The 22,616-nt window shown below is 67.6% G+C and carries 17 protein-coding genes and 1 pseudogene; 11 read left to right on the forward strand and 7 right to left on the reverse strand.

The window, feature by feature from the left end:
• From ACFU53_RS34450 to ACFU53_RS34460, 3 genes are all read right to left on the reverse strand, one after another.
• Positions 1-327, reverse strand: a 327-nt coding sequence (locus ACFU53_RS34450) for a DDE-type integrase/transposase/recombinase (protein ID WP_384001478.1), incomplete at its 3' end; no start/stop codon positions are given.
• Entirely contained in the window at positions 308-637 is a 330-nt protein-coding gene (locus ACFU53_RS34455; RefSeq protein ID WP_384001481.1) for an IS3 family transposase, read from the reverse strand. The genes ACFU53_RS34450 and ACFU53_RS34455, both read right to left, overlap by 20 nt.
• A complete protein-coding gene (locus tag ACFU53_RS34460; RefSeq protein WP_067343150.1) occupies positions 634-924 on the reverse strand; it encodes a transposase in 291 nt (96 codons plus the stop codon). The genes ACFU53_RS34455 and ACFU53_RS34460 overlap by 4 nt, the downstream gene beginning before the upstream one ends.
• 83 nt (positions 925-1,007) lie before the next feature.
• Here ACFU53_RS34460 and ACFU53_RS34465 point away from each other — a divergent pair, with 83 nt between their 5' ends.
• The 7 genes from ACFU53_RS34465 (at position 1,008) to ACFU53_RS34495 (ending at position 11,824) form a co-directional block, all read left to right on the forward strand.
• Complete coding sequence (locus tag ACFU53_RS34465; RefSeq protein ID WP_384001486.1) at positions 1,008-1,265, forward strand: hypothetical protein; 258 nt, start codon at positions 1,008-1,010, stop codon at positions 1,263-1,265.
• 55 nt (positions 1,266-1,320) lie between these two features.
• Positions 1,321-1,890 carry a hypothetical protein gene (locus ACFU53_RS34470; RefSeq protein WP_384001489.1) on the forward strand — a complete coding sequence of 190 codons (570 nt, stop codon included), beginning with the start codon at positions 1,321-1,323 and terminating at the stop codon, positions 1,888-1,890.
• A gap of 847 nt (positions 1,891-2,737) precedes the next feature.
• The gene (locus ACFU53_RS34475) at positions 2,738-3,310 is read left to right on the forward strand and encodes a LamG-like jellyroll fold domain-containing protein (protein WP_384001492.1); all 573 of its coding nucleotides are present in this window, start codon (positions 2,738-2,740) and stop codon (positions 3,308-3,310) included.
• Positions 3,311-3,380: 70 nt separating this feature from the next.
• The gene (locus ACFU53_RS34480) at positions 3,381-7,595 is read left to right on the forward strand and encodes a hypothetical protein (RefSeq protein WP_384001495.1); all 4,215 of its coding nucleotides are present in this window, start codon (positions 3,381-3,383) and stop codon (positions 7,593-7,595) included.
• A gap of 131 nt (positions 7,596-7,726) precedes the next feature.
• Complete coding sequence (locus tag ACFU53_RS34485; protein ID WP_384001498.1) at positions 7,727-9,976, forward strand: RHS repeat-associated core domain-containing protein; 2,250 nt, start codon at positions 7,727-7,729, stop codon at positions 9,974-9,976.
• Between the two features lie 29 nt (positions 9,977-10,005).
• Positions 10,006-10,362, forward strand: coding sequence for a hypothetical protein (locus ACFU53_RS34490; RefSeq protein ID WP_384001501.1), 357 nt, complete (start codon positions 10,006-10,008; stop codon positions 10,360-10,362).
• A gap of 1,312 nt (positions 10,363-11,674) precedes the next feature.
• Positions 11,675-11,824 carry a hypothetical protein gene (locus ACFU53_RS34495; RefSeq protein ID WP_384001505.1) on the forward strand — a complete coding sequence of 50 codons (150 nt, stop codon included), beginning with the start codon at positions 11,675-11,677 and terminating at the stop codon, positions 11,822-11,824.
• A gap of 7 nt (positions 11,825-11,831) precedes the next feature.
• Here ACFU53_RS34495 and ACFU53_RS34500 read toward each other — a convergent pair whose 3' ends face one another.
• Positions 11,832-13,001 (reverse strand): hypothetical protein, encoded by a 1,170-nt coding sequence (locus ACFU53_RS34500; RefSeq protein WP_384001508.1) that lies wholly within the window; start codon positions 12,999-13,001, stop codon positions 11,832-11,834.
• A 161-nt stretch (positions 13,002-13,162) separates the two neighbouring features.
• On the opposite strand from ACFU53_RS34500, the gene ACFU53_RS34505 reads away from it, so the two are divergent.
• Entirely contained in the window at positions 13,163-15,484 is a 2,322-nt protein-coding gene (locus tag ACFU53_RS34505) for a 2OG-Fe(II) oxygenase (protein WP_384001511.1), read from the forward strand.
• Between the two features lie 195 nt (positions 15,485-15,679).
• On the opposite strand, the gene ACFU53_RS34510 is transcribed toward ACFU53_RS34505, so the two are convergent.
• Complete coding sequence (locus ACFU53_RS34510; RefSeq protein WP_384001514.1) at positions 15,680-15,985, reverse strand: histidine kinase dimerization/phosphoacceptor domain-containing protein; 306 nt, start codon at positions 15,983-15,985, stop codon at positions 15,680-15,682.
• Positions 15,986-16,196: 211 nt separating this feature from the next.
• Here ACFU53_RS34510 and ACFU53_RS34515 point away from each other — a divergent pair, with 211 nt between their 5' ends.
• Complete coding sequence (locus ACFU53_RS34515) at positions 16,197-17,342, forward strand: Fic family protein (protein WP_384001518.1); 1,146 nt, start codon at positions 16,197-16,199, stop codon at positions 17,340-17,342.
• 562 nt (positions 17,343-17,904) lie between these two features.
• Here the strand turns inward: ACFU53_RS34515 and ACFU53_RS34520 are convergent.
• Positions 17,905-19,107: a tyrosine-type recombinase/integrase gene (locus ACFU53_RS34520; protein ID WP_384001520.1), complete on the reverse strand. Its 1,203-nt coding sequence runs from the start codon at positions 19,105-19,107 to the stop codon at positions 17,905-17,907.
• Positions 19,108-19,333: 226 nt separating this feature from the next.
• On the opposite strand from ACFU53_RS34520, the pseudogene ACFU53_RS34525 reads away from it, so the two are divergent.
• A pseudogene (locus ACFU53_RS34525) lies at positions 19,334-19,623 on the forward strand (transposase); the annotation flags it as partial.
• A 611-nt stretch (positions 19,624-20,234) separates the two neighbouring features.
• On the opposite strand, the gene ACFU53_RS34530 reads toward ACFU53_RS34525, so the two are convergent.
• Entirely contained in the window at positions 20,235-21,755 is a 1,521-nt protein-coding gene (locus ACFU53_RS34530) for an aldehyde dehydrogenase family protein (protein WP_384001523.1), read from the reverse strand.
• A 113-nt stretch (positions 21,756-21,868) separates the two neighbouring features.
• On the opposite strand from ACFU53_RS34530, the gene ACFU53_RS34535 reads away from it, so the two are divergent.
• Positions 21,869-22,489: a TetR/AcrR family transcriptional regulator gene (locus tag ACFU53_RS34535; protein ID WP_384001526.1), complete on the forward strand. Its 621-nt coding sequence runs from the start codon at positions 21,869-21,871 to the stop codon at positions 22,487-22,489.
• Positions 22,490-22,616 lie beyond the last annotated feature (127 nt).

The raw sequence follows: 22,616 nt of genomic DNA on the forward strand, positions 1-22,616 counted from the left end.
CAACGAACTGAGCTTGCAACGAAGTTCCCGAGATGTGTATTGACTGCCGCGATCGGAATGAAATATGCAGCCTTCGGCGAGGTCGATGTTCCGGGCGGCCATATCGAGTGCATCCGATATGAGAGAGGTCTTCATATGGTCGGCCATCGCCCAGCCGACCACCGCTTTGGTGTGGCAGTCGATGACGGTCGCGAGGTAAAGGAACCCGGCCCAGGTGTGAACGTAGGTGATGTCGCTGACCAGTTTGTGCCCGGGAGCGTCAGCAGTGAAGTCACGGGCCAGCAGGTCGGGCGTGGCCGGCGCCGCATCATCGGCGATCGTGGTCACCCGCCAGGGCCGCGGCTGGCATGGCACCAGGCCCGAGTTCGCGCATCAGCGCGCGGACCAGTTCCGCTCCGGCCTGCACGTTCATCCGCTGGAGCGCGGCGTGGACACGCCGGTAGCCGTAGGTCTCCTGAGAGTCGGAGAAGACCTGGAGGATGACAGCCCTCAGTTCCGAACGGCGCTTCGCGGTGGCCGACAATGGCCTCGATCTCCAGTGGTAGAAGCCCGACGTGGATACTCCCGCCCAGGTGCACATCTGCTGCACGGGAAAATTACCGGCCTCGCCGTCGATGAACTCGTACTTCTCCGTCACCGGTATTCCTGGGCGAAGAAGGCCGCCGCTTTTCCCAGGAACTCGGTCTTCATGCGGAGTTCCCGGTTCTCGCGTTCCAGTTCGCGCAGGCGCGCACGTTCGCTGATGTTCAGCGGAGGCTCCTCCCCGGCGTGCTCCTGCCGGTACCGGCTGACCCAGGTGCCCAGCGTTCCCTCGTTCACTTGTATCTCTCGGGCGACCTCGGCAATCGGGCGCGACTCCACGACCACCATCTTGACCGCCTCGTCCCGAAATTCAGGACTGAACTTCCTACGCTTCTGTGCCACGTGCTCTCTCCGTCGTTCTGGACTTCGATCCTATGGGGACCGCTGTCCGAGAACTTCGGGGCGCCTCAGATCGTGAGGCGTGGTTGAAGGCGTTGGCGCGTGTCGCCGAGGGCAATGACGAGGTGGCCGGCGGCCCGTGTCCGGTCTGCGGTCGGGACTGTCTTGAGGTTCGGTACATCGTCAACGACAGCAGCCGGGTCGGCTATGTGCTGTTCTGGTGCGGCGTGTGTCTACACGGCATCAGCGTTTCCCGGGTGCGTGCTCCGGAGGGCGTTGCAACGTGGTCGATCGACGATCCGGCTTCGGTCGCGGGTGTCCCGGACTTCACCCGTGACGACTGAGGGCCGTGCCGCTGTGGGAATCCGTCGGCGCGGTACAGAGGATGGGGACAGGGAAGTGACAGACTCACGCGCGGAACGCCGTTCCGCCGGCACCGAGATCATGCTGGACGTGCTGCTGCGCTGGGCGTGGATCCGGCGCCGTACGCCCGCTCGGGACATCGCCGACTTCGATGGCGGGCAGCCGCTGCGAGTCGTGGGGTTCACACAGAGTATCGGCGGCACGGTCAAGGTCTCGGTCGGCAAGGGCAAGCAGGTCGCTCGGCTCAGGCAGGGCTACCTACGGTTCGCCGCCGGTGAACCGCCGCTCTGGAAAGACGCGCGAGGAGGCCGGAGCGCGACCCTTCGGGCGCCGTTCCGGCTGAAGCCGGCGGGCGGGAAAGTGAGGCTGGCGCCGAAGTTCGAGCGGTACGAACTCGTCACGGGTGCGGGGACATACGACCTCGCGGTGCCGAAGAAGGATGGGGAACTGGTGCGGCACGCGTTCGGGGCGGGGCGGGGCGGGGCTTCGGTTGAGCGGCGGGTGAGTCCCACGCGGGCCAGGGTGTTGGCGTCGAGGCACCGGCCTAGCCCGCGCGGCCGACCGAGGGCGTCCGCGACGGTCGGGCTGGTTGAGTGTGTCACTTGAGCCCGGTGGTGGCCGTGTCCGCGACGAGGTTGCGCCACACGATCGACCATGCTCGGCAAGCGCGCGCCCATCTCGCCTCAGTCGCCCTCGACCCGCCCCAGCGGACTGGACTCTGCCGTCAACGCGGTGCGTTCCGCACGCCAGTCGGGCCATCCTGTTCCGGGAGGTGTGTCGCCGCCGACGGGCACGATTCCGGTGCCGGAGCAACATCATTGCGGCTGCTCTGTCGGAGGGGGACAATGGTGTTCCGGCCGCCCGGAACACCTGGGGGTGTGGTTATGTGCGGCCACAGTGCGGCCGGACGCCTTTGGACGGGGTAACACAGGGTGTCATGGCGGAACTGTTCACAGGTGCTCTGATCAGGCAGAACAGCACCGGGTGGCACGAGCCGGAACCAGCCGTCATCAACCCCCATGGTCTCGTAATGCGTAGGTCTCGGGTTCGAATCCCGAAGGCGGCTCTGTGGTGAACCGCAGGTCGAGCCTATGACCTGCGGTTTTTCCTTTTCCTTGACCATGGGAACGCCGATTTGGAACGCCTGCTGACCTACGCATTCTCGTGCGTAGGTTGTGAGGTTTCCACGCTCAGTGACTCTAGCGACGTTTAGGCCGTTGACCTGCATGTTTGTGCGGATCATCGCCTGTTTCGGGCCGGGCAGCGGCTGCTGACCGACGACGAGGTCGCCACCGAAGCCCGACTGCTTGACGCGGACGGCAACGCGGACGTCGAACTGGTCGGAGCCTGGGATCCGGACGGGGCCAGCGGCACCACTCTGTCCGACACCGCGTCCGGCTACGGACGGCCCCTCACACTCACCGGTGGGGCCACCCTGGACGGCGAGGCGATCGTGCTCGACGGCACGGACGACGCAGCCACCACAGCCGGACCGGTGATCGACGAGTCCGGCTCTTTCACGGCCACGGCCGCAGTGGAGCTGGACTCGGCCGCCATGGCCGCGAAGGCAGACGGCTACGTCGCTCAGGTCATCGGTCAGCGCGGCACCGACGGCGCCTCGTGGGGTCTGTGGTTCGAGAAGACCGGCACCGAGTTCGATCCGGAGACCGAGACGGAGCTTCCCGTCGGCAAGTGGTACTTCGGTCGACTGAACGCCGACGGCAGCTGGACGGCGGTGGTCTCCGACGAGGCCGTGAGCGTCTCCGGCAACAGCGTGACGCAGCTGACCGGTGTGTTCGACGCGTACACCGACACCATCGGCCTGTACATCGGCGCCAACCAGAACGGCTCCGACCTCGCCTACACGGCCGTTGCCGGTTCCGCCGACTTCGCGGTCGGCAAGGGCTTCGTGGACTCCGCCTGGGCGCACTACCTGGCGGGTCGGGTGACCGATGTGCGGATCTGGGCCGGGGCGATGTCCGGTCAGCAGCAGATCAGCGACACCGTCGGTATCGCCGGTGCCTGACCGCCCGCTCCAACTCTCGTTCTCCGTCCGTCCGTTCCAAGTCCGTCGTGATCACCAGGGGAGTCCTGTCATGAGCGCCGGTATACGTGCCCGTCTGCGTGCCTGCCGGGGCAGGGGCGGCCTCGGACGCGTCCTGCTGCCGGCGCTCGTGTTGGCGGTCGTCGCGCCGACCGCCCTGGCCGGGCCGGTGCAGGCCGCGGGCAGCGGCCTGGGCCGCCCCGACGCGCCGAAGCAGGAGGTCTCCGAGGTCTACGCGGTCACCGGCCTGGGTGCCAAGCAGGCTCGGGCTCGGGCGGTCGCAGTCGGTAAGGAGAACGCCGAACAGGTCCGGCAGGCCAAGACGCAGCAGACCGCGACCTGGCCGAAGGCCGGTGCGGCGAGTGCGAAGCCCGCCGGGAAGGGCCAGGCCGCCCGGCTGACCGCCGGCGGGCTCCCCGTGACGCTCGCCGACACCTCGGACAGCACTCGGATCGAGGTCCTGGACCGGCAGAAGACGAAGGCCGCTGGTGTCAAGGGTGTGTTGCTGACGGCGACGGCCGCCGAGCCCGGCACCGCGGAGATCGGCGTCGACTACTCGGCCTTCGCCTCCGCGTACGGCGGCGACTGGGCGGGCCGCCTTAGCCTCTACCGCCTCCCGGCCTGCGCCCTGACCACCCCGGACAAGCCGGCCTGCCGTGAGCGCACCCCACTCGACTCCCACAACGACATCTCGGGCAGGACCGTTTCCGCAGAAATCGCGCTGACGGAGAAGTCAACAGGTACGGCGTCGAGCAGCACAGAAGATTCAGGCACGGTAACCCCAGCGAGCTACTCGTCGGCCACCACCGCTGCCGCTACGACCGATTCCTCCACAGCAACCGTCCTGGCCCTGGTTGCCACCGCGGGCGCCTCCGGCTCCGGTTCCGGTGACTACACCGCGAGCCCTCTCTCACCTTCCTCCACCTGGTCGGCGGGCGGCTCGTCGGGGGCGTTCACGTGGTCGTACGACATGGCCGTACCGCCCTCCGCGGCAGGGCCGAAACCGAGCGTGTCGCTGTCGTACGACTCCGGCAGCATCGACGGCCGCACCGCCTCGACGAACAACCAGGGCAGCCAGGTCGGCGAGGGCTTCGATCTGTCCGCCGCGTCCTACGTGGAGCGCTCGTACGGCTCCTGCGACAAGGACGGGCAGGACGACAAGTACGACCTGTGCTGGAAGTACGACAACGCCTCCATCGTCCTCAACGGCAAGTCCAACGAACTGATCAAGGACGACACGACCGGCGTATGGCGGCTGAGCTCCGACGACGCCTCCACCGTCACCCACTCCACCGGAGCCGACAACGGCGACGGCAACGGCGAGTACTGGACAGTTACCACCGGCGACGGCACCAAGTACGTCTTCGGCCTCAACAAGCTCCCCGGAGCGGCCACTGACGACGCCACCGACTCCGTGTGGACCGTCCCGGTCTACGGAGACGACTCCGGCGAGCCCGGCTACGACCAGGGCTCCGCCTTCGCCGACCGGTCCGTGACCCAAGCCTGGCGCTGGAACCTGGACTACGTCGTGGACACGCACGGCAACGCCATGACGTACTGGTACACGCCGGAGACCAACCACTACGCCAAGAACGATGCCGACACCGCCACCACCAAGTACACCCGCGGTGGCTACCTCACCAAGATCCTCTACGGCCAGGACAAGGACACCCTGTTCTCCGGCGTGACCTCCGACAAGGTCACCTTCTCCTACGCCGAGCGCTGCACCGCCTCCGACTGCTCCGAGCTGAAGGACTCCACCGCCGACAACTGGCCGGACGTCCCCTACGACTCCGTCTGCGCCTCGGGCGCCGACTGCGACGCGGTCAGCCCGGCTTTCTTCACCCGCAAGCGCCTCACCAATGTCACCACACACGCCTGGTCGGCCACGGCGAGTGCCTTCACTGCCGTCGACAGCTGGGACCTGACCCAGGAGTACCTGGACGGCGGCGACATCGGCGACACCTCCGACCAGACCCTGATCCTGAAGTCGGTCCGGCACACCGGGAAGAACGGCACCGACATCGCGCTCGACCCGGTGACCTTCACCTACGAGATGCGCCCCAACCGGGTCGACGCCACCGACGACATCCTGCCTCTGACCAAGCCCCGTATGAGGACGGTCACCTCCGAGACGGGCGCCATCACCACCGTCACCCTCTCCGGTCCTGAGTGCGTGCGCGGCTCTGACATGCCGGCCGCCGAGGACGACAACTCGAAGTCCTGCTATCCGCAGTACTGGAACATCAACGGGGCCGAAGACGCCTCCCTCGACTGGTTCCACAAGTACCGGGTCACCGCCGTCGGTACCGCCGACCCGACCGGCAAGAACGAGGGCACCGAGAACACGTACAGCTACGCCGACCCCGCCTGGCACTACAACGACAATCCGCTGACCCCGGAGGACGAGCGCACCTGGTCCGTCTGGCGCGGCTACGGAAAGGTCACCGCCACCAAGGGCATCGCGGGCAAGACACAGACCAAGACCGTCTCCCTCTACCTGCAGGGCATGGACGGCGACAAACGCAAGGACACCACCGCCACCCGGTCCGTCTCGGTCCCTGGCATCGACGTCGGTGGCCTGGACGTGGCGGACCAGACCGACAGCGACCCGTACGCGGGGTTCCTGCGCGAGCAGATCACCTACGACGGCTCGACCCCGATCTCGGTCACCGTCAATGACCCCTGGTCCCGCCGTACCGCGACCCAGCACAAGTCCTACGCCGACTCCGAGGCGTACTACGTGCGCACGGAGAAGACCTTCGCCCACCCTTATCTGACGGCGGGACAGAACTGGCGTACCCGCACCACCTCCACCACCGAGTGGGACGGCTACGGCAATCCGCTGAAGGTGTACGACGCGGGCGACACCGCCGTCACCGGCGACGAGACCTGCACCCGCACCTGGTACGCCGCCAACTCCAGCCTGGGCATCAACTCGCTGGTCACCCGCAAGCGGATGGTCGGCCGAGCCTGCTCGACCGCCGAGACCGACCTGTCCCTGCCGACCTCCAGCGCCACCCGCGGCGACGTGCTGTCCGACACCGCCACCATGTACGACGGCCCAGCCACCACGACCGCCTGGACGGCGTCCCAGACGCCGACACTCGGCGAGGCCACCTGGACCGGCCGCGCCTCCGCCTACCCGGCCGCGGTGACGAACAGCGAGCGCAACCCGTCGAGCTGGCAGACCCTCAGCCGGAGCACGTACGACGCTCTGGGCCGGGTGGCCTCCGTCACCGACACGGCCGGTAACACCAGCACCACGTCCTACGTCCCCGTCGCGGCCGGCCCGCTGACCAGGACCAAGGTCACCAACGCCAAGTCGCAGAGCATCTACACCTACAACGACTACGCCCGGGGCCTGCCGACCAAGGTCTACGACGTCAACAACAAGATCACCGAGACGACGTACGACGCCCTCGGCCGCACCACCGCGACCTGGCTGCCCAACCGCTCCCGCTCCGGCGACTACAGCGCCAACCACACCTACACCTACTCCGTCACCAACGACGCCCCGTCCTGGTCCTCGACCTCGTCCCTCAAGGCCGACGGCACCACCTACAACACCAGCTACCAGATCTACGACTCGCTCCTGCGCCCGCTCCAGACCCAGACCCCCACCCCGCAGGGCGGACGGCTGCTCACCGACACCCGCTACGACAGCCGCGGCCTGGCCTACGAGACGTACGCCGACGTCTTCGACACCACGTCCACCCCGAACGGCACCTACACCCGTGCCGAGTACGGCCGCGCCCCCAAGCAGACCGCGATCGCCTTCGACGGCGCCGAGCGGCCGGTGAGCAGCACCTTCTACGTGTACGGCGTGCAGAAATGGAGCAACAGCAACACGTACACGGGTGACTCCACCGCCACCACAGCAGCCGGTGGCGGCTCGGCGACCCGGACCATCGTGGACGCCCTGGGGCGCACGGTCGAGACCCGCGAGTACGCCGGTACGACCCCCGCCGACACCGGTTACGGGGCGGGTGTGGGCGCGTCCTACACCTCCACGAAGTTCACATACACCCGTGACGGCAAGCAGTCCACCATCACCGGCCCGGACAGCAGCTGGTCCTATGGTTACGACTTGTACGGCCGTCAGACGTCCGCCACCGACCCGGACAAGGGCACGGCGGCCACCGGCTACACCAGCCTGGACCAGGTCTCCTGGACCAAGGACGCGGCCGGCCGGGTCACGATCACCGCCTATGACGTGCTCGGTCGCCCACCGGCACCTGGTCCGCGACCGCCAGCGCCGACCTGACCTCCACTACGGAGGAGCAGGTCGACGCGAACAAGCTCACTGCCTACGCGTACGACACGCTCGCCAAGGGCCAGCTGGACTCCTTCACCCGCTACGTCGGCGGTGTCTCCGGCAGTGCCTACACCCGCAAGGTGACGGCCTACGACAGCATGTACCGGGCTACCACCACCCAACTCGTCCTGCCCTCCAGCGACTCGCTGGTCACCTCGAAGGCCGTGGGCTCGACACTGACCTTTTCCACGTACTACAACATCGATGGCACCCAGCAGTACACCAGTGAGCCCGCCGCGGGCGGCCTCGCGGGAGAGACCGTCGACTACGAGTACGACGACCTGGGCCTGGACACCCGGACCAGCGGCGCCAGTGATTACCTGCTGGACACCAGCTACTCCGCGCTCGGCCAGCCGGAGGTGCTCACTCTGGGCACTTCCGCGGCGGCGGGTACCAAGAAGGCGTACGTCAGCAACGTGTACGAGGAGGGCACCGACCGCCTGACCCGCTCCTCGGTCACCGACGACACCCACGCCTACAAGCTTCAGGAACTGAACTACGGCTACGACGACGCGGGCAACGTCACCGCCATCTCCGACCCGACGACCCTGGGCGGCGCTGGCAAGGCGGACTACCAGTGCTTCGCCTACGACGGCCATCGCCGCCTGGCCGAGTCCTGGACCCCGTCGACGGCAGACTGTGCCGCCTCCGGCCGCACGACGGCGAACCTGGGCGGAGCGGCCCCGTACTGGACGTCGTACACCTACAAGAACTCCGGCCTGCGCGCCACCGAGAGCACCCACACCACCAGCGCGACCACGACCCGGACCTACTGCTACGACGGTACGAAGGTCCACCGGCTGACCGCCACCACCACCGGCGCCACCTGCACCGGTGTCACGGCGTCCTACGTCTACGACGACACCGGCAACACCACGACCCGTCCGGACGGCAGCACGAGCCAGGCCCTCACCTGGTCCGCGGAGGGCCGCCTCGACGCGGTCAAGGAGGGCGCGAGTACCACCGGATATGTCTATGACGCGGACGGCGATCTCCTGATCCGCCGCAACACCGGCGGTGAGACAGTCCTGTACCTGGGTGCGACTGAGGTCCATCTCGACACCTCGACCTCGACCGCGAAGTACTGGGCACAGCGCTACTACAGCGGCGCCGACTCCATCGTCGCCCTGCGCAGCAACAAGTCCGGTACGTCGACACTGACCTGGCTGGCCGCCGACCACCACGGCACCAGCAGCCTGGCCGTGGACGCCTCTACTCAGGCCGTCACCAAGCGCTACACCACTCCGTTCGGCGCCCCGCGCACCGGCGGCACCGGCACCTGGCCCGACGACAAGGCATTCCTCGGCGCCTCCGCCGACACTTCCACCGGCCTGACCCATTTGGGCGCCCGTGAGTACGACCCGGTCACTGGCCGGTTCATCAGCGTCGACCCGCTGCTCAGTGTGGACCAGCACCAGTCGCTGAACGGCTACACCTACGGCAACAACAACCCCGCCACCTGGTCCGACCCCACCGGTCTGGAGATCGGTTCGCGGCCCAACTCCTGCCGGTACTCCCTCGCGAACTGCGACTCCAAGACGCAGAAGGCCGTCGGCTACGACCCGAAGACCGGCACGGTCGACCCCTCCAAGGGCACCGCCAGCACCAGCAGCACCGGCTCGACCACCAGCGTTCCCACCAAGAGGAACACTGTCAGCGGCCCGAAGTGGGGCTGGCTGTCGGCCGTCGAGGACGCGGTCGTGGACTACGGCTCCGCGATCTTCTCCCAGCCCGACATCTGGTGGGGCGCCGCCGAGACCGCCGGAGGCATGGCTCTGATGGGCCTCGGCGGAGAGACCATCATCGGCGGCTCCGCGATCTGCCTCACCGGCGTCGGCTGCATCGCCGGCACCCCTGCCGTCGCGGGCGGCGTGGCCATGGTCGGTGCCGGCGCGGCGGGCACGGCCGATGGGATCGGGCGGATCAACGAGGGACTCGGGAAAGCGCTGAGGCAGGCTAATAGCCAATCGTCGAGTTCCTCCACTGCGTCGAGAACCTTCACTTCGGATGATCCGCTCGTAGGCGACGTGGCTACCGCAATTGATGCGAAGTACCCTGGCCTCGTGAAGGATGTGAATGTTGCGGTCAAGCGCGCAGATGGCTCCGATTTGACCGACTTCGATATCGAGCTCGGGAACGCAGTTATTCAAGTGAAGGCGGGTCCAGGAAAGGGCGCCGGAGACCAGGTCACGCGGACTCAGCAGGGTACGGACAAGCCAGTGATCGTTTATGGGCCGAAGCTGCGGCCGAGTGTCGTCAAGGAAGTGAACAGCCGAGGAGCAATCGGCGTCACTTCGCTGGATGATCTGCTGGCAGTGATTGCGCCGTGAATTCACTGATCGTATGTGTGTCGCGCGAGGTGACGGTCGAGGAAGTCCGAGACCAGTTGCTCGCCAGCGGGGTCGGTGTGGATTTCCAGGACGGTCGGCTGACCGTGTTGCATGACGGGTCTGTTGCGTGGATTGGACCAAACCTGGATGGTGAGCTGGAGAGGGAGTACGAGCCGGATGAGCTTGCTGTTATAGAGGGACTCATCGGAACTTGGAACGGCTTTGTCATCGACTATCGGACGATAGGGGTTGCAGACGCTGTTGTGGCCGCGATGTGCGAGCGGTGGCCATGTGTGGTGGACGACGAAAACGGATTCATCGGGTGGGGCGTGGACTACCTTGAGCGCCGCCGTGGCGGTGGCTATGTCCCTCATTCAACGTCGTAAGCAAGTCGAGCCAGTGCCGTGGTGTGGTCCGTCTCTGCTGCGTGCGTCTCGTCGGCTGCGGCGGGTTGCTTGATGAGGTGGTTGTTGCCTTCGGAGGCGGTGTTGGTGATCCCACTGGTCAGGTAGCTCTCGACGCCGTTCCATCACTAATCCGAGAATCGATGCGTCAGTGGGCATGCGGCAGCACCAGGCTGAGTTGAAGTGGGGCCGACTGTCCGCCAGTGTCGATACCGTCATCGGCTATGGCTCCCTGCCCGTCTCCCAGCCCGACATCTGCTGGGGCGCCGCGTTCCGAGCAGCGCCTATGTCGACTTTCTACAGTCTGGCGCTGAGGCACAGGATCTTGCCCACAGGCTCCTCCGGGCGGCCCCGGTGCCGTGGTGAAAACCCATCGGAGGCCAGAGGGAGGCCAGAGGGAGGCCGGACGCCTTTGGACCAGATGGACAAGACAACATGGGCCAGTACCCTGCACGTGTTCTGATCAGCCAAAACTGGAACCGGCGGCACAGTGCGACACCTCGTGTCACGATCACTAGTGTTCTCGTAATGCGTAGGTCTCGGGTTCGAATCCCGAAGGCGGCTCTGTGGTGAACCCCAGGTCAAGCCTTTGGCCTGGGGTTTCTTCTTTTCGTTGACCTTGTAATTCGGGCCAAACGGACACGTGCGGTCTGCGCACCGCAATGCGTAGGTCGAAGGTGTGGCCTCTGTGGTGATGTCTAGGCTCAAGGGTCTCTGAGCTGGGCTTTTGTGGTAACGATGACGTTGGCTGAGACACCATCAACGACCATGTGCGGCCAATGTGCGGCCATGAGTGCAGCGACAGTGCCGGGGTGGCCATCGGAGGCCGAGTTTCTGGGCTCAGAGTTGACCGACGACTTGTTGGTATTCGACAACCACGCCGATGGATTCGAACCCACCAAGTGGGCACGCAGGTGATCGTCGAGCTGCGTGCCGCAGGCGCGACGCTCGGGCCGCTGCAGTCGAACTCACGCCCAGCGTGATCGGTACGACAAGGGCTTTTTAGCCTTCTGGTACATCGGCGCCCTCCTGCACTGCGAGGCGCAGGTCCGTGTCGGCGTATCGATCGTCGGCCAGGCCCGCTGAAGTGCTGGGCGCAGTCGGGATGCTCACGCAGGACGGAGGCCACGAGCACAGCAGCTCCGCCGGTCAGGCCGCGCACCAGGGTCTGATCTGATTGGTCCCAGGCTCCGTCCCAGACGCACCGGGCACGAGTGGCCCATCCGGTGCTTGCTGCGGGCTTCGCCCACGGCGACGGCACCGTGATGGAGGGGAAGGATACCGAGCGGCTGCTGTGGAGGTTCTGGCACACCGGTCGCGACTCGGCTACCTCGACGAGCGGGAACGGTCCATCGACGCGCTGATCTCCCTGTCCACAACGGGCCGCTCGGCCGCCCTCGCCACGCTCCGCCTCCTGGCCGAGGGGCCACGCGACCGCATCTGAGCGCGCCTCAGCGGGCTGTCAGGCCGGCGTTGGTGAGGCGTCGCATCAGCGAGGACTTGGCGCGGTGCTGTTCGCGCAGGTCGTGGAGGCGCCGGGCGAACTCCTCGGGGGTGTCCGCCCGGTCGTGGAGCTCGCGGAGATCCTTCAGGAGGGTGACGGCGTTGTCGTAGGGGCCGGGCTGTTTCTGCCCGATCAGATGGGCGATGTCCTGCCAGGCTTGCTCCGTGTTCTCGGCGAGGCGGTCCAGGTGGCTCTCGCGAGCCCGCTGTTCGGCTCGGCGGGCCTGGGTGCGGGCCTGCTCTTGCAGCCGCGTGTGCTCGCTGCGCACCTCGTGGGCGGCGTCGAGGAGCTCCGCGGCTGAGCGGCGCCGGGAAGCGGTGGACGGTTCGGCCGTGTCACGGGACGCGGCGCGGTGGCGGGCCAGCAGCACGGGGCCCGGCTGTGGGGCGGTGCCCAGGGCTGCGTTCAGCAGCAGGGTGTCCTTCTCGTGTGGTGGCAGGGCGCGGATCCAGGCGGTGAGCGCGTCCTTGTCGATTGACTGGGAAGGGGCGGCACCGCTGGCGCGGGCAGCAGCGGTGAGCAGATGCGGGTCGATGCGCAGGAAGTCGGCCAAGGCCTGCTGCGGGCCGGTGAGTCGGGCAAGGCCGGCGGGTACGGGCGGCTCGACGGTGGAGGTGTACTCGTCCTCTTCGACGTCCTCCTCCAGCTCCCAGCGGGTGAGCGCGGAGAGCCAGGCCAGATAGAGGGGGCGCAGGTCGCCTGCGGCGAGTTCGGTACGCAGGGTGGTGAAGGAGGCGAGGGTGAAGGAGGTCTCGAAGTCCCACTCGGCGCCGTCCTCGGCATCGTAGGAGAAGTCGAGCAGAAGGTGCCCTTTCCTGGTCCAGCAGGTCAAGGCGTCTTCCGCGCAGTACGGTTCGGCGCTGTGGGCGGGCAGCAGTGCGGTGGGCAGGCGCAGCATCAGGCGCCGCGAGCCCCAGTTGGCGAAGTACAGATGGGCGTCGTACATCTGCTCCATCAGTTTGCGCTCATCGCCGCGGAAGTTGCCGTAGTGGTACTCGTTGACGAAGTGCGTCGCGCTGATCCGGGCCCGGCTCGACAGCGCCCGCACCTGCTCGAGCTCGTCCTTCGTCAACGGTCGGTCGATGGCCTGGAACTCGTAGTACTGGTACTCGCTCACGTCCGCGCAGACTACCGACAGGCGCTGCGGCTCATCTCACGGGACCTGGATGTGATGCCTTGTTCGGGGCCCCTCCACGGTTACGGTCCTGGCGGTGCCGTCGGGTTCGTAGGATCGAGCCGAGAACGACGGGCCCGCAGGGGCCGGAGGGCAGGCGTGCGGTGGCGGCGCCGAGGGAACTGCTGGCTGGGCTACTCGGCGGGGCGAAGAAGGCGGGGGCTTTCAGCGCCCGGCTGGAAGCGCCGGTGGCCGGCCTGGGCCTTGAGGTGGCCGGGGTCGGGCCGGTGCGCCTTCCGCTGCGGGCGCCCCAGGTGAAGCGGCTGATCTCGGTGGCACGGCCGGCGTTGTTCGGGCGGGGCGAACAGACGCTGAGCGACACCGGTGTGCGTGACACCTGGCAGATCCTGCCGGATCAGCTCAGCCTTGCCGGTCCTTCCTGGCCGTCGCTGTTGAGTGGCGCGCTGGAGCATTTCCGGGACGCTCTCGGGCTCCCGGCGGCGACTCGGCTGCGGGCTGAGCCGCACGCGATGCTGGTGTACGGCAAGGGCCAGTTCTTCCTTCCGCACCAGGATTCGGAGAAGGACGACGCCATGGTGGGCACGCTGGTGCTCTCCCTGCCCTCGGCGCACACGGGGGGAGAGCTGGTCGTCGAGCACGCCGGGCACCAGTGCGCCTACCGCGCCTCGAAGACGGACCTGAGCCTCGTCGCCTTCTATGCCGACTGCCGGCACCAGGTCACTCCGGTCCGAACTGGGTACCGGGTGACGCTCACCTTCAACCTGCTCGCCGAGCCGGGGACCTCGGCGGAGGCGTCCGGACCGCTGGCGGAGATTGCGCACAGTCTGGGCCGGCACTTCGGCTCGCCCGCCAAACCGCGCTACGGCACCCGCGAGTTGGATCCGCCGACCCGGCTCGTGTACCTGCTCGATCACGAGTACACCCAGCGGGGTCTGAGTTGGGAGCGGCTCAAGGGCGCCGACGCGGGGCGTGCCGCTCTGCTGCGTGCCGCCTCCGGGCAGGCCGGGTGCGAGTCGGTGCTCGCCCTGGCCGAGGTGAAGGAGACCTGGGATGCCTATCCCGAAGGGGACGATCCCTGGGACGACCACGGGTACGACGGGTACGACGAGGATGACGACGAGGATGACGACGGGGATGCGGGCGAGGACGGGGAGGTCGGTGATGCCGGCGAGGACGGGGACTACGTCCTCCAGGAACTGATCGACGACGAGATCACCCTGGGCTGGTGGACCGGTCCGGACGGCACCGGTGGCGAAGAGATCTTGTTGCGGGTTCAGGACTACGAGGTGTGCGCGAATACCGCGAGCGTGGATCTGACGCCCTACGACTCCCAGTACGAGGGATACATGGGCAACTACGGCAACACGCTGGACCGGTGGTACCGGCGGGCCGCGGTTGTCGTGTGGCCGCGTGATCGGGCCTTCGCGGCACGCGGCGAGGCCGGATCGCGGTGGGCCCTGGAGGAACTGCGCGTCGGCATCGTGCGGGGCGACCTGGACCGGGCGCGCGACCAGGCCCGGTCCCTCGCACCGTTCTGGAAGCACACCCGTCCGCAACCCGAGCTGCTGGACTGCGCGCTGCAGGTGGCCGCGGGCCTGGATGAGGCCGAGAGCGCGGCGATGCTGCTGGAGCCGTTCCAGGTGGGCGCGCTCGGTTCGGAACACGCGGGCGGACTGGCCGCGGCAGCCGAGCGGTACGGGACCGGGTGGATGCGCCCGGTCGTCGACGCCTGGTTTGCATCGGAGCACCGCCTCCAGCCGCAGCAGGACCAATGGACCGAGCGGTTGCCGGAACTGTGCGCGGCGCTGCGCGCCCATCGGGCGCCGGCGGTGGCACGGCGGCTGTCCGCCGGGGTCTGGGCCGCGGTGGACAGCAGCCTGCGGCTGTGGACCACGACCGGGCCGGCCGAGATCCGCCGTGCGCAGCTGCAACAGCTGGCCCTGCCGCTGCGACACATCCTGGCGGCGGCCGACGAAGAGCTGCGGGACGGGATCCTGGCAGCCCTGCGCGAACGCGAGGACACGGTACTCGAGTGCCTGATGCCACTGCTGCGCCACGCCGCGGAGACGAGCACGTCGGCCGAGCGGGGCGTGGCGGGGCTCGACGTCATCGCGCGGAACTGCGCGGACCGGCTCCGCGCGGTGTGCGAGCGGCCGCCGCGAGCTGCTGACGACTGGTCAGTGGCCTGGGCCGGGTGCGGCTGCGAGCTGTGCGGTGTCCTCGGCGCGTTCCTCGGCTCCCGGTCGAGGCGGGTCCTTGAATGGCCGCTGGCGAAGGAAGGGCGGCGGCATGTGCACACCAGGATCGACTCGGCCGAGCTCCCGGTGCGCCACCAGACCAGGCGGCAGGGGCGCCCGTACACGCTGGTACTGACGAAGACCCAGGAGCTGTTCACCCGTGAACAGACGGTCCGCAGCCAGGCAGCGGCGGACCTGGCATGGCTGATGTCTGTGCGGAACGGGTGACTGAGGCTTCCGGCTCGGCAGCCTCGTCGCGCAGGTACGGCCCCGGCCGGCGTGCGCGGCCACGGTCACTGCGGCGGTGGAGTCGGTGCCCGCGTGCTTGAGCGTGTTGGTCCGGCTTCTTGGGCTGTGCGGTGGATGGCGAGCGGACACCGCTGCCCGGCGCGTAGAGATCGCCCACGGTCCAGTAGGTCACGGTCAGCCCCGCGCCCACCGGGGCCTAGTCACGGCCCCTGGGCTGCGGGCTGAGTAGCCGCCGCCCTCCTGCTCCTCGCGCAGCACGCCCAGAACGCGGCGTAGTTCGCCCATGGCCTGGCGGCTGGTGTCGCCCAGGATGCGCAGGGCCTCGGCGGACCGCACGTTGCGGTGGGCGGCGAGGGCCACGGAGCCGTCGGCGAGACCGATCATGACCGAGAGGTTGAGGCCAACGACGTCGCGCATCTCGCGCGCGACCCGGGAGCGCTCCACCGCCGCGGTGGGCCGGACACGCTGATTGCGCTCCATCTCCAGGCGGGCGGCCCGGTCCCTCCAGCGCAGTCAGGCACATCTGGCGGATACGGAGCGTCAGGCCGATGGCGGCAGTGAGGCCACGTTTGTTTGGGGCGCGGGGTGCACTCGTCTGGGTGCTCGTGTACGGCTCGGGCGCGGTTGCCCTGTGTGTGTCGCAGCCGCAGCACTCGATACGCCGACACTACGTGTGTCGTAGTATCGAAGAATGTTGTTCGCCACGCCCTCCCTGACCCCGGACGATCATCGCGTCATTGACGAGATTGAGGTGCTCCGTACCGAGTTCCGTCACCGGCTCGCCCAGCCCCGCCGTTGGGAAGGACAGCTGCGCCGCTCGCTCACTGCGGCTGCTGTGCGGGGATCAACCCATATCGAGGGCTACACGATCAGCGCCGAGGACGCCGAGACTCTGATGGCCGGCGGGGACATCTCACCCGATACCGACGAGGTAACCCGCAACGCCGTCACCGGGTACCGCGACGCCCTCACCTATATCCAGCGTGCGTCGGGCTTCCGGATCTTCTCTTGGGATCACACCCTGTTCTCGGCCCTGCACTTCATGATGGCCCGGGCTGCCGACGAAGAGGTACACCCCGGCGAGTACCGAACCAACGGTGTCTGGGTCTCCGGCGGTCCTAACCGGCCGCCCGTCTACTCGGCTCCGGCCCCCGAGCAGGTGCCCGCGCTGATGGATGAGCTTCTGCACTGGCTCGCGGAGGAGGATACCGACGCTCCGGCTCTTGTACGCGCCTCTATGGCTCACCTCAACCTGGTCTCCATCCACCCCTGGCGTGACGGCAACGGCCGGATGTCCCGGGCCGTCCACACGCTCGTCCTGGCACGCGAGGGCGTCCTCGCCCCCGAGTTCTCCAGCATCGAGGAGTGGCTCGGCGCGGACGACTTCAACACCCGCGAGTACTACGCCGCGCTGCGCACCGTCCAGGCCGGTTCCTGGCAGCCTCAGCGTGATGCCGCCTCCTGGATCAGGTTCTGCCTTACCGCGCACCACCTCCAGGCCCAGGAAGTGCAGCGCCGCTTCGAAGCGGCGGCACGCCTCTGGTTCCGCTTGGAGCGTCTCGCAGGCGAGCATCGCCTTGACGGGCGCACGGTCTCGGCCCTGTACGCCGCCACGCAGGGGCATCTGCGCCGTACGACCTACCAGGCCGAGGAAGCCCTCACCCGCGACCAGGCCCTCGCCGACCTCCGCACCCTGCGCCGGTTGGACCTCATCGAGCCCATCGGCCACGCCCGTACTCAGCGGTACATCGGAGGTCCCTCTCTCGGCAAGATCCGCACCGAGGTCCACACGGAGGTTCACGCCGACCTGTACCGTGAGCCGTACCGTCAGTCGTGAGAGATCGGTGCGACCGGATGCGTTGTTGAAATTCAGTGAGATTGAGTTCTACGCCTGCCGGGTGCCAGGGTTGCGGTTCCGAGCGTGGCCAAGGGGTGGCCGGACGTCTGGATTCTCTTGTGGCCTCCCCAAGGCTGCGCGTCAGGTGGAGCCGATCTTCGTGGAGATTCAAGCAGGACTGCGTCGTTCTGACCGGTACGGTTCCGGTGTCGGAGTAGTGCCGTTGAGGCTCGCCTGTAGGAGAGCGCCAACGTCGCTCTGGCGGGCTGACCGATCGTGAGGTGTGGCCATGTGCGGCCAGAGTGCGGCCGGACGCCTGCGGACTGGGTAACACAGGATGTCACGGTGGAACTGTTCGCATGCGCTCTGATCAGGCAGAACAGCACCGGGCGTCACGAGCCGGAACCAGCCGTCACGAACCCCCGTGGTCTCGTAATGCGTAGGTCTCGGGTTCGAATCCCGAAGGCGGCTCCAGCTTAACCGGCTGGTCACAGGCCAGTTGATCACTGCCCGTTCGGAGATGCCCGAGCGGGCAGTACGCATTTTGTACACGTCACTTTGATCACGCAGCTTCCGCGAGTGACGCACGAATCTTTTCGAGTGCGGCGACCCGTCCGGCGTCGAGCGCGTCGGCGACCTCGTCGAGCCGATCCGGGAACAGGTGCCCGTACACGTCGAGCGTCATCGCCGCCGACTTGTGCCCGAGCATTGTCTGCACGACCTTCACGTCGGCGCCGGCCGCGATGGCGAGCGACGCCGCGGTGTGCCGCAGCTTGTGCGGAGTGATGCCGAGCCCGTCGAGCCCGGCCGCTTTCACCGCGGGGTCGAAGATGCGCTGCCGGAAGTTCGAGTACCGCAGCGGTCCACCCTCGGGCGCGGTGAACACGAGCGCGTCGAGCTTCCGGCCCGTGGTGAGCTCCCGCAACTCGTCGGCGAACGACCGGGGGAGCGGCACTGAACGCTTCTCGTGGTTCTTCACCGGCCCGAGCTCCAGGACGCCACGGACGTCGGTGTAACCCTGCACGATGCGGATACGGCGGGTGTCCACGTTGACCCGGCTCGCTTTGATGGCGGTCGCCTCGGCCCATCGGATGCCGCAGTACCCGAGCACCAGGACGAGGCGCCGGTATTCGCCGGCCGCCTCGGCGAGCCGCTCAAGCTGCTCGTGCGTCAGGTAGACGTGCTCGTCGTCGTCGTTCCGGCGCGGCAGCTCGTGCTCGGTCGCCGGGTTCGCCGCGATGCGGTTCGTCTGCACGGCGCGCTTCATGACCATGGAGAACACGCGATAGATCTTCGTGATCCGGGCAGGCCCGAGCTTCCGACCAGACTTGCCGGGCTTCTCGATCAAATCGTCGATCCAGTCAGATACGTCCTCCCACCGGATCGCGCCGACCTGCCAGTCGCCCCACTGTGGGATCACGTAGTTGTCGAGCAACTCGCGATAGTCGTGCTTCGTGGTCCGTCCCTGTCGGCGCAGCGACTTGAACCACTCCTCGGCGATCGCTTTTACAGCAGCTTTCGCGGACTGCGGGTCACGGTACGAGCCCTTGTCTAGCCGCGCCGTGATCGCGTCCTTCTCCGCTTCGGCCTGCGGCAGCTTGGCGAACGTCTTCGCCTTCGGCTTGTTGTCCGGGCCATACCACCGCACCCGCCACCGGCCCGGGGGCTGCCGCTTGCTGCCGTTGCGCTTGGCTTCCTGCCACTTCTCCACAGCCTGTTGACAGTCGGCGTGGTTCGCCCGGTCCTCGATCCAGACCCTAGCCATCGGCACCCCCCGGTTTCGGTTCTTGCTGCTCGCGCTCGTGCTGCTCTGTCACCAAACGCGCGTGGTCGTACCGCTGCTCGTCCTGCATCTCGGCGAGCCAGTGCGGCAGCCCATGCAGTCGGTAGTGCGCCGTGGCTGCGTAGAGGGCGCGGCCGGCTGCTGAGGCTGATCCTTTGGAGTGGACACCCTGACGATGGATCTTGATGGTCCAGGGAGGGATGTCCAGGTGGGACGCAAGTCTCCGTATCCGGAGGAGTTCAGGAAGGATGCCGTCGCGCTCTATCGCGCCGCCGCCGGGAAGCGGACGTATGCGGCGGTGGCCGCTGATCTCGGCATCACCGCGGAGTCGCTGCGGACGTGGGTACGCAAGGACGAGGCCCAGGCTGCGCCCGTGGGCCGCGATGGCAGCGTGAGCCCGGAGGGGGAGCTGGCCCGGCTGCGGGCGGAGAACGCCCGGCTGCTGAAAGCGGAGAAGGAATGGCACCTGGAGCGCGAGATCCTGCGCCGGGCAGCCGCCGGCTGGCAGCTGTACACCGGTGCTGACCCCATCGTGCGGGATGCAGCACGGTCAAACGTTGCCCTGGTCGACCTCGTCGACGAACACGGCGCCGCGCCCGGCACCGACTCGACATCGGAGGCCGAGGCTGGATTGACCAGCATCCCGACGGCAACTCCGTCTGGCGGAACACGTCCGCGCCAGGACTGTGCAGGTAGCGGCTGGAATGACGTGCCGCTGGGGAGACTCCGTGGAGGAACCCGTTGGTGGATGGTTTGTGGGGATCCACAGTGACCTCCGGTCGTCTCTCCGGCCGGTCGACAGCATCGCCGCAACCCAGAGGCAGTCTCGCTGGCGGGCCGGGGAGAGCCCCACTCAACTCGGGGCAGTCCGGACACTCCACGAGACGGGGTGCAGCTCACCCGGCTGAGGGCAGGCCGGCCTCCGGGCCGAAGCCGCCTCCTTGCAGCACGGGCGCGGGCCAGTCGGCCTGGTCACATGACGAGCAGGTCCCGGGCCCGTACCCGGGCCCCCGACTCGTCGCCGTAGAACAACATGCAAGCCAGTCCCGAGGCCGACTTCCCTTGGTGCCCCACCCGGGGGTGGCGGGGCGCGGTGGGCGATGTGGGCGTCAGGCGTTCAGGAAGGGTGCTGGCGTGAGGGCGGCGAAGACCGACTTGGTCTGCAGGTAGGGGTCGAGGCCCTCAGGACCCAGTTCGCGACCCCAGCCGGACTGCTTGTAGCCGCCGGCGGGCACGGAGTTGTCCAGGACGTAGTGGCAGTTGAGCCAGACGAAGCCGGCCTGGAGCTTCTTGGCGGTCAGGTGGGCCTTGCTGATGTCCGTGGTCCAGATCGCGGCCCCGAGGCCGTAGGTGCTGTCGTTGGCCATGGCGACGACGTCATCGACGGTGTCGAAGACGATTGCGGTCAGGACGGGGCCGAAGATCTCCTCCTGGATGACGCGTGCGCCGGGTTCCGGGTTGGCCAGGATGGTGGGCTGTACGTAGTAGCCGTCCCGATGCACGCGTTCGCCGCCGGTGACGAGTTCGGCGCCTTCTTCGATGCCGCTGGAGATGAGGGACAGCACGCGGGCGAGCTGCTTCTGCGAGACGATCGGCCCGATCTGGGTGGTGAGGTCGGAACCGGGCCCGATCTTCAGGTTCTCGGCGATCCGCGCTATGCCGTGCACGACCTTGTCGAACACCGGGCGCTGCACGTAGAGGCGGGAGCCGGCGGCGCAGATCTGGCCGGAGTGCATGAAGATGGCATTGGCCGCGCCCGCGATGGCCGCGTCGATGTCGGCGTCGTCGAAGACGATGACCGGGGACTTGCCGCCAAGCTCCAGGGTGACCTTCTTGAGGTTGTCGGCGGCGGCCTTGACGATCGACTTGCCGACCTCGGTGGAACCTGTGAACGCGATCTTCGCGACCTTGTCGTGCGCGGCCAGTGTGGCGCCGGCGGACTCGCCGTAGCCGGTGACGACGTTGATGACGCCCCGCGGGACGCCGGCCTGCTCGAACAGCTCGGCCAGCCGCAGTGCGGTGAAGGGAGTCTCTTCCGACGGTTTGATCACCACCGAACAGCCTGCCGCCAGTGCAGGAGCCACCTTCTGTACGGTCAGCGTGCTCGGAGCGTTCCACGGAATGATCAGCGCGCACACGCCGACCGGCTCGCGCAGCGTGTAGGTGTGGTATTGCGCTTCGAGCGAGGAGATCTCACTGGTGATGCCGTACAGCTTGGTCGCCCAGCCCGCGTAGTAGCGGATCGTCTCGGCGGCGGTCGCGATCAGGGCCTGGGCCATGGGAATGACCATGCCGTTGTTCAGCGATTCCAGGGCGGCCAGTTCCTCTGTGTGCTGCTCGATCAGGTCGGCCGCACGCCAAAGGATCTTCTGCCGGGCGGCGCCGGACAGGCCCTGCCAGACGCGCTCGTCGAAGGTGCGCTCGGCCACGGCCACCGCGCGGTCGACATCTGCTGCCTGTCCGTCCGGCGTCGTGCCGATCAGTTCACCCGTGCTCGGGTCGAAGACGTCGATGGTGCCGCCCGCCAGGGCAGGCATCCGTTCGCCGTCGATCAGCATCAGCTGCTCGCCCGCGCCCGCGCCCGGGACTGTTGGCCTGTCTGCCGCTTCGTCACGCGTAAGGGTGGTCATTGTGGCTCCTCCTCCAAGGTGCGTGCACCTAGATGTCTGCACTGAGTGCAATTTGAATTTAGTGCACTCAGTGCATGGATGCAACGAGTGCAGGAATCCTGTATGCTCTGGGTGTGACGGAGGAGGGTGTGCGCGCGCGGAAGGCGCGCCAGACGAAGCAACGGATCGCCGAGGTGGGCCTGAGGCTTTTCCTCGACAACGGTTTCGAGGCCACCACGCTCGACATGATCGCGGCGGGGGCCGACGTGTCCCGCCGCACCCTGTTCCACTATTTCGACTCCAAGGACGCCATCCTCACGGCTTGGGTGGGCGAGTTGGAGGAGCTCGTACGGTCCGTCGTCGCCGAACAGCCACCCGAAGTCGCCCCCCTGGCGGCCGTCCAGCAGGCGATGCACGCGCTGACCGCCCGGTACCAGACGGAAGAGGCCCTGGCCATCGACCGGCTGATGCGCTCGACCGACGCCCTTCGGGCGCGCAAGCAGGCCAACTACGAGCGTCAGGAACGCTCCCTGTACGCCGCTCTGGCCGAACGCCGGCCCGACCCTGCACGCCAGTCCGAACTCCGCCTCGTCGCCGTCGTCGGCATTGGTGTACTGCGCCTCGCTATCGAGAACTGGGGCCATGACGCGCACCGCGGTCTGCTCTCCGACCACCTGGACGTTGCCTTCGCGACTCTCCGGTCGGCCATGGCGGCGAACGAAGCGGCACCCTCCGACGGCCGCACAAGTGAGTGACTCCGACCGGGGCAGCCGGCACCCACGGGCCGTCACCCCTGTCGCGGTCGCTTGGGCACTGCGTCGATCAGCTTGGCATGGGCCCCTGAAGCCGAATGGTGCGGCTCCTTTTGAGTGAGCCTGAGGG

The organism is Streptomyces sp. NPDC057474 (genome assembly GCF_042802555.1).
GTDB lineage: Bacteria > Actinomycetota > Actinomycetes > Streptomycetales > Streptomycetaceae > Streptomyces.

Coding starts and splice junctions, on each gene's coding strand:
- ACFU53_RS34510 (WP_384001514.1), bottom strand. CDS start 15,985: ATGGAGCGCAATCAGCGTGTCCGGCCCACCGCGGCGGTGGAGCGCTCC.
- ACFU53_RS34530 (WP_384001523.1), bottom strand. CDS start 21,755: ATGACCACCCTTACGCGTGACGAAGCGGCAGACAGGCCAACAGTCCCG.
- ACFU53_RS34480 (WP_384001495.1), top strand. CDS start 3,381: ATGAGCGCCGGTATACGTGCCCGTCTGCGTGCCTGCCGGGGCAGGGGC.
- ACFU53_RS34520 (WP_384001520.1), bottom strand. CDS start 19,107: ATGGCTAGGGTCTGGATCGAGGACCGGGCGAACCACGCCGACTGTCAA.
- ACFU53_RS34515 (WP_384001518.1), top strand. CDS start 16,197: ATGTTGTTCGCCACGCCCTCCCTGACCCCGGACGATCATCGCGTCATT.